This is a genomic window from Roseofilum sp., from assembly GCF_982964205.1.
Window position 1 is genome coordinate 36,691 of record NZ_CEZBFX010000012.1, and the last position, 6,519, is coordinate 43,209.

Annotated in this window: 6 protein-coding genes; 4 read left to right on the forward strand and 2 right to left on the reverse strand. The window is 46.7% G+C overall.

Annotated features, from left to right (window positions below):
* Nucleotides 1–32 precede the first annotated feature (32 nt).
* Nucleotides 33–797, reverse strand: coding sequence for a HEAT repeat domain-containing protein (locus AC3A14_RS05515; RefSeq protein ID WP_318731862.1), 765 nt, complete (start codon nucleotides 795–797; stop codon nucleotides 33–35).
* A gap of 178 nt (nucleotides 798–975) precedes the next feature.
* Between AC3A14_RS05515 and AC3A14_RS05520 the strand changes: the two genes are divergently transcribed.
* The 4 genes from AC3A14_RS05520 (at nucleotide 976) to AC3A14_RS05535 (ending at nucleotide 4,325) form a co-directional block, all read left to right on the forward strand.
* The gene (locus AC3A14_RS05520; RefSeq protein ID WP_318731863.1) at nucleotides 976–1,668 is read left to right on the forward strand and encodes a class I SAM-dependent methyltransferase; all 693 of its coding nucleotides are present in this window, start codon (nucleotides 976–978) and stop codon (nucleotides 1,666–1,668) included.
* Nucleotides 1,669–1,796: 128 nt separating this feature from the next.
* Nucleotides 1,797–2,015 (forward strand): PIN domain-containing protein, encoded by a 219-nt coding sequence (locus AC3A14_RS05525; RefSeq protein ID WP_318731864.1) that lies wholly within the window; start codon nucleotides 1,797–1,799, stop codon nucleotides 2,013–2,015.
* Between the two features lie 49 nt (nucleotides 2,016–2,064).
* A complete protein-coding gene (locus AC3A14_RS05530; RefSeq protein WP_318731865.1) occupies nucleotides 2,065–2,304 on the forward strand; it encodes a CopG family transcriptional regulator in 240 nt (79 codons plus the stop codon).
* A gap of 203 nt (nucleotides 2,305–2,507) precedes the next feature.
* Entirely contained in the window at nucleotides 2,508–4,325 is a 1,818-nt protein-coding gene (locus AC3A14_RS05535; RefSeq protein WP_318731866.1) for a bifunctional serine/threonine-protein kinase/formylglycine-generating enzyme family protein, read from the forward strand.
* Between the two features lie 49 nt (nucleotides 4,326–4,374).
* On the opposite strand, the gene glyS is transcribed toward AC3A14_RS05535, so the two are convergent.
* Entirely contained in the window at nucleotides 4,375–6,513 is a 2,139-nt protein-coding gene (gene glyS / locus AC3A14_RS05540) for a glycine--tRNA ligase subunit beta (protein WP_318731867.1), read from the reverse strand.
* Nucleotides 6,514–6,519: the final 6 nt, after the last annotated feature.

The following is a 6,519-nucleotide window of genomic DNA, read 5'->3' on the forward strand; positions in this document are numbered from 1 at the left end:
TTGGCGATCGCTAAATTCTTGAGCAAACTCGATTAAAACCATCCTTCTTGTTCTAACTCTTCAATCAGTTGTAAGGCTCTGGGGTCTCCAACTTTCAGCAGAGCCGATCTCGCATCTTCGCGCACTCCTAGATCTTCATCTTCTACAAAAGATTCAATCAGACCGTCGATCGCCCCAGCATAAACCACATTGGAGGGCAATTCGCGGGCTAATTGGCCTAACGACCAGGCGCAGTTACTGCGAATAGCGGGAATAGGGTCTCGGCGCAGGCCTTGAATTAGGGGAGGAATCGTGCTAACAATCGCTTCATAACTGACTTGGGCCATTTGGGCTAAAGCGCTAGCAGCCCAGAGACGCACGGCTGGAATATCAGTACGTAGGGAGTCAATGAGAGGGCTTAAACTGTGGCGATCGCGATTATTGCCTAAAGACCAGACTAATCCCTTGCGGACATAGCCATTCCAATCCCGTTGTAGTTGGTCAATCATGGGTTCGATCGCCTCTGGGGAGGGATTCCGCCCCAAAGCATAGGCGGCACTGACGCGCACCAAAGGACAGCGATCGCCCAATAGACGAATTAAATGAGGAATCGCTCGATGGTCTTGGATTTCACAAAATGCCCTCGCTGCCAACATCCGCTCTTGGGTGACTGGGGATTCTAGCAAAGGCAACATTTCCTCTGGATCGGGAGGGGGGGTGCTCTCTGGAGTACCTTCGATGGGCCCTAGATTATCCAGGGGACTACTCAAGTCAACGTTGTCGTTGAGTACAGATTGGTCATTATCATTGATTTGCATAACTTGCAGTGTACTCAATCTTGGGGGTCAGACTCAACAGGGAATATCGAAGATTTTTCCTGTACCGATATCTGTGCCTTTGATATAGTATCGTTTCTCAATATCTATTCGGACGCTCGTGATAGAGGATGTTACATTATATTAGCTACTATTTCTTACCTAAATTGAAGAACGAGTAATGGAACACGTCAAGCAACACTTTGAAAACGAAGCTCAAGAATTTGATGGGATTATACGTCGTCTCATTCCTTACTACGAACAAATGCTTGAGGCGATCGTGACTGCAATTCCTTTTAGTCCATCTCAGGTGATTCGGGTTGTCGATCTTGGATGTGGAACCGGGACGATCGCCAAACGAATTAAAGACGCTTATCCTCACGCTCAGATTACTTGTGTTGATATTGCCGAGAAAATGTTGCAAATCGCGCAAACTAAACTGGGTCAAGGTGAAGATATACGATATCAACTGGCTAATTTTGAAGAGTATGAATTTGATTCTGTTTATGATGTAGCTGTCTCTTCACTTGCCTTGCATCATCTGGTTAATGATAGTGACAAAATCAAGTTTTATAAACAAATTTATGCTTCTCTGGCTCCCGGCGGGCTTTTTTATAATGCTGATGTGGTATTAGCTTCTAATTCCCATCTCCAAGAGCGTTATATGGAACAATGGCAAGAGTATATGCTGCGACAAGTTCCCCTAGAGGAAATTGAGCAAAAGTGGATGCCTCAACATTATAATGAAGATCGTCCGTCCCGGCTTATGAGTCAATTAGAGTGGCTCCAAGAGATGGGTTTTGTGGACATTGATGTGATTTGGAAATACTACAATTTCGCGGTCTACGGAGGGTATAAGCCTAGTATAGAGTAGGAGATACTAGGAGAGAATGGCGATCGCCGCTTTCCTTAGAAACCGCGTTTCTGTGCATGGGTGGCGATCGCCTCTATGTCACAATAGAGAAAAAGTCCATATCCTGGAGTGAGTCCCATAGCTATAGAATGATGTACGTCTTTGATACCAATATTTGGGTTGCTGGATTGCGATCGCGTAGAGGAGCTAGTTTTATTCTCCTTAAAGCCATTCGTCAACGATGGGTTATACCAGCCGTTTCTGAAGCCTTATTTTTAGAGTATACTGAAGTCTTGAAACGAGATCAAAATCTACAGAACTTCAGGATTTTTTGCCTGCTGCCCAATTATTTGGAATTCAAGTGGTAAAACCAGGAAATTTAGTTCAGTCTCTCAAATTACAGGAGAAAGTTGGCGAATGAATAGTTATTCTCTAAAGTTACCCGATGAATTATTGACTGAAATTCAACGTTTGGCTGAAGAAAAACAAGTTTCCCTCGATCGCTGGCTCTTAAGTGCCATAACTGAGAAAATAGAAGCGCAGAAGAGAGTTCACTTGCTGGAGACTTATGCAAAACAAGCTGATTATAGCCACTTTGACCAAATCTTAGATAGAGTTCCTAACGCAGAACCCATCCCTGGGGATGAGTTGATTTGAGAAAAATTAGGAAGATATGGAATAATCTGAACCTGCCCTCTACGGAGACTAGAAACCGGGTTTCTCGTGTATCTTTTCGTTGGTGTCCTCAACTTGGGTAGAAACCCGGTTTCTTTCCACGGGGGAGGTTATCGTTAAGTTTGTACTATACTAAGGTTGGGGTCACTCACCCACCAACCAATCATTTTTAATTTTTAATTGAAATGTCACAACCGCTTGCGGGTCGCTACCAGATAGAAAGGGAACTGGGTCGAGGAGGGTTTGGCATCACCTACCTAGCGCGAGATCTCCATCTTCCGGGACATCCTTTGTGTGTGGTGAAGCAACTGAAGCCTCAGTTCAATGATCCCAAACAACTCGATACAGCCAAGCGGTTGTTTGAGACGGAAGCTAAGACGCTGCAACAATTGGGACAACATCCGCAAATTCCCCAACTGCTGGCTTATTTTACTCAAGGGGAAGAGTTTTATCTGGTTCAAGACTATATCCAGGGTCATGAGTTGAGTGAGGAGATACAACCGGGAAAACCTTGGTCAGAGGAGCAGGTGATTCAGTTATTGCAGGATATCCTCACTCCCTTGACGTTTTTGCATCAAAATGGGGTGATTCATCGGGATATTAAACCGGATAATTTGATGCGGCGCAAGGACGATCGCAAATTGGTGCTGATTGACTTTGGAGCAGTGAAGCAAGAACTGTCTCAGTTAACTCGACTGAGAGGAAGCACTCAACTGACGGTTGCTGTGGGTACACCCGAATATATGCCGAGTGAACAAAGTCAAGGAAGACCAAAGCTCTGTAGCGATATCTATGCAGTGGGAATAATAGCCATTGAAGCGCTGACGGGAAAAGCGTCCGATCTCTTGTCATTTGATGAGGATTTAGAAGTCATCTGGCAGCCCTTTGCTTCTCATGCAAGTCCAGGATTGCAGCGAGTATTACAGAGGATGATATGGTATCATTTCAAGGATCGCTATGCTTCAGCCGAGGAAGTTTTAGAAGAGGTGAAGACGCTTCAGAATCCAACTGCGCCTACCCAAGTCATTGGAAAAGCGCAACCGAAACCAGGTACACCAAATCCTGTACATCTAACCCTCCTCTGTGTAGATCAATCTCCCCAAACCTCTCTGGCTAAATTTCAGTTTGAAGTGCTGACGGTAAACCGACGGGGAAAAGTAGTTAAACGAGAAAATAGAGAAGCGCAGTATTATCGAGAAGATTTAGGAGAAGGGATAGGTTTAGATATGGTAGCCATTCCTGGGGGAAAGTTCCTCATGGGTTCGCCAGAGGGAGAAGGACATGATAGCGAAAAACCCCAGCATTCGGTAACGATGCCACCGTTTTATATGGGAAAATTCTTGATTACACAGGCTCAATGGCTCAGGGTAGCTTTGTTTCCTCAAGTGAATCGTGCCCTGCCGTTTAGTCCCTCTGATGTTGAGGGAGATAACTTGCCCGTAGAACAAGTTTCATGGTACGACTGCGAGGAATTCTGCTCCCGGCTCTCCCAGTATGCGGGAAAATCCTATCGCTTGCCTTCAGAGGCAGAATGGGAATATGTCTGTCGCGCCCGAACAGCTACCCCGTTTCATTTTGGGGAAACCCTGACTACTAAATTCGCCAATTTTGATCGGTCTAGTTACACATATGCTGATGAGCCGGAAGGTAAACGTCGTCAGAAAACGACCCCAGTAGGCAGTTTTCCGCCCAATGGGTTTGGTTTGTACGATATGCATGGCAACTTATGGGAGTGGTGTACTGACGACTATCATGAAGATTACAGGAACGCTCCTATTGATGGTAGTACATGGCTAGATAGCGATAGCATATATAGAAAAGTATTGACAGGGTTATTCGGCGGCGATAAAAGCACAAAAGTACTTCGCGGTGGTTCTTGGAGCAACTGCCTTTCTAGGACTTGTCGTTGCGCGAGTCGGAAAAACTACAATCCTGACAATCGGGGCGGATTCATCGGGCTGCGGGTTGTCCTTCCCCTTGTTTCAGAAGGATTTATTCCCTAAACCCGCCCCCACTGCTAGGGACTAGAAACCCGGTTTCTGGACACGGAGGTTAATTGACGATCGCCCCAAAATCCGCCAAAACCCGCGCATGATTTCGCAAAATTCCCAGTAAATTCAACCGGTTGGTTTGTATCTTTGCATCTTCCGCCATCACCAGCACGCTATCTTCGCCATCGAAGAAGCGACTCACCGTAGGGGCAATTTCCCCTAAAGCATTGACCAAATCTTGATAGTTGCGCGTTTCTTGACAGCGTTGGGTTTGGGGCACAATTTTGACCATGGCATCGTAAAAGGCTTGTTCTGACGCTTGCTCGAATAAGTCGGGTTTCACCACTCCCACGGGATCGAGTTGTTCTTTGTCCAAACTTCCCTTAACCGCTAACCGAGTAGAACGGTTGACGGTGGCGTAAATTGCGTCTAACTGTCCAGATGTGCGGATTTCTTGCAAAAATAGGGCGCGTTTGAGCAAGTCTAGCAGATCGGCTAATCCGCGACTGGCATATTCGGGGTCATCTTCCCCTAAAACGGCATTCACGAGATCGTAATCAATGCTTTTGTCTTCCTGGAGTTGGGTGCGGATGCGTTGCAGGAAAAACTCTTCTAAGGTGGGGACTAAATTGGGAAGGTCGCTATTGGGCCAGCAGGAGGCTACACTATCCACCAGGAGTTGATGCAGATCCAGGGGTAAATAGCCCTCCCAGGTAATACTAATGATGGCATTGGCTGCGCGTCTGAGGGCGAAGGGATCGGAGGAGCCACTGGGAATCATGCCTAAACTAAAGATACTGATTAATGTATCCAGGCGATCGCCCATTCCGACAACTTGACCGACCATAGTTTGCGGTAAACTATCCCCAGCACCTTTGGGTAGATAATGCTCTACAATACCGGTAGCAACGGCTTCCGGTTCTCCACTGGTACGAGCATATTTTTCCCCCATCACTCCCTGCAACTCTGGGAACTCGTACACCATTTGCGTGACTAAATCTGCTTTACATAATAGAGCTGTGCGATCGCATAATTCCCGCTCTGATTCTGTTAACTGGAGTTGTTCGGCCAAAACCCGAACACAAGTCCGAATACGCTCGACTTTATCTCGAACTGAGCCTAATTTTTCCTGAAATGTGACTGCTTCTAACTGATCGACATAACGTTCTAGGGGTTTAGCTAAATCCGCTTGATAGAAAAACTGACCATCAGCGAGTCTAGCGCGAATCACCCGCTCATTTCCCTGGGCAATCAGGTCAGATTTGGCAGGGTCACCATTAGAAACGGTAATAAAATAGGGCAAGAGTTCTGCTGATTCTGGGGATTTAAATACGGGAAAATAGCGTTGATGGGACTCCATTTCCATCGTCGTCACTTCCGTGGGGAGTTGCAGAAATTGGTCATCAAACTTGCCCGCGACTGCGGTAGGATATTCGACTAAGTTGGTGACTTCTGCGAGTAAATCGGGGGAAATTCGTGCATATCCGCCTAACTTTTCCGCGCACGCTTGGACTTGAGTTTTGATGGTTTCTTCGCGCTTTTGTGGGTCAACTTGAATAAAAATCGACTCCATAGCTTGTAGATAGTCCGAAGCTTGCTCAAGACTCACGGGTTGAGGATGGAGGACGCGATGGCCATAGGAGAGGCGATCGCCAACAATCTCAGTAGAACCATTTTCGAGTACAATCGGCAGGAGCTGCTCATCGAACAGCGCCACTAACCAGCGAATGGGACGGGGAAAGCGAATTTGACCATCTCCCCAACGCATAAACCGTCGTCCTTCTAACCCAGAAATCCATTGGGGAACCCATGCACTCAAGAGTTCCGAAACCAAGCGTCCGGGGATTTGTTTGCGAATAAAGACAAAATCGCCCTTTTCCGTCGGTCGAATCTCGAAATCCTCTACCTTTACCCCTTGCTTTTTAGCAAATCCTTCTGCGGCCTTGGTCGGTTTCCCGTCCTTAAATGCAGCTTTAGCGGGAGGGCCTTTGACTTCTTCTTCTCGGTCAGGTTGTTGCTGGGGTAGTCCATCAATGAGTACAGACAGACGACGGGGAGTCGCGTACACCTCGATACTTTCGGGAGTAAGCAGTTCGTCTGCTAAACTTTGGCCAATGAGCGATCGCCACTGACCGATAGCACTAGCGATAAAATCAGCAGGGAGTTCTTCTGTACCAACTTCTAAGAGGAATGTAGACATATAACC

Bases quoted from the DNA above. Each gene is read 5' to 3' on its own strand.
- AC3A14_RS05515 (WP_318731862.1), bottom strand. From the start codon at position 797: ATGCAAATCAATGATAATGACCAATCTGTACTCAACGACAACGTTGAC.
- AC3A14_RS05520 (WP_318731863.1), top strand. From the start codon at position 976: ATGGAACACGTCAAGCAACACTTTGAAAACGAAGCTCAAGAATTTGAT.
- AC3A14_RS05525 (WP_318731864.1), top strand. From the start codon at position 1,797: ATGATGTACGTCTTTGATACCAATATTTGGGTTGCTGGATTGCGATCG.
- AC3A14_RS05530 (WP_318731865.1), top strand. From the start codon at position 2,065: ATGAATAGTTATTCTCTAAAGTTACCCGATGAATTATTGACTGAAATT.
- AC3A14_RS05535 (WP_318731866.1), top strand. From the start codon at position 2,508: ATGTCACAACCGCTTGCGGGTCGCTACCAGATAGAAAGGGAACTGGGT.
- glyS (WP_318731867.1), bottom strand. From the start codon at position 6,513: ATGTCTACATTCCTCTTAGAAGTTGGTACAGAAGAACTCCCTGCTGAT.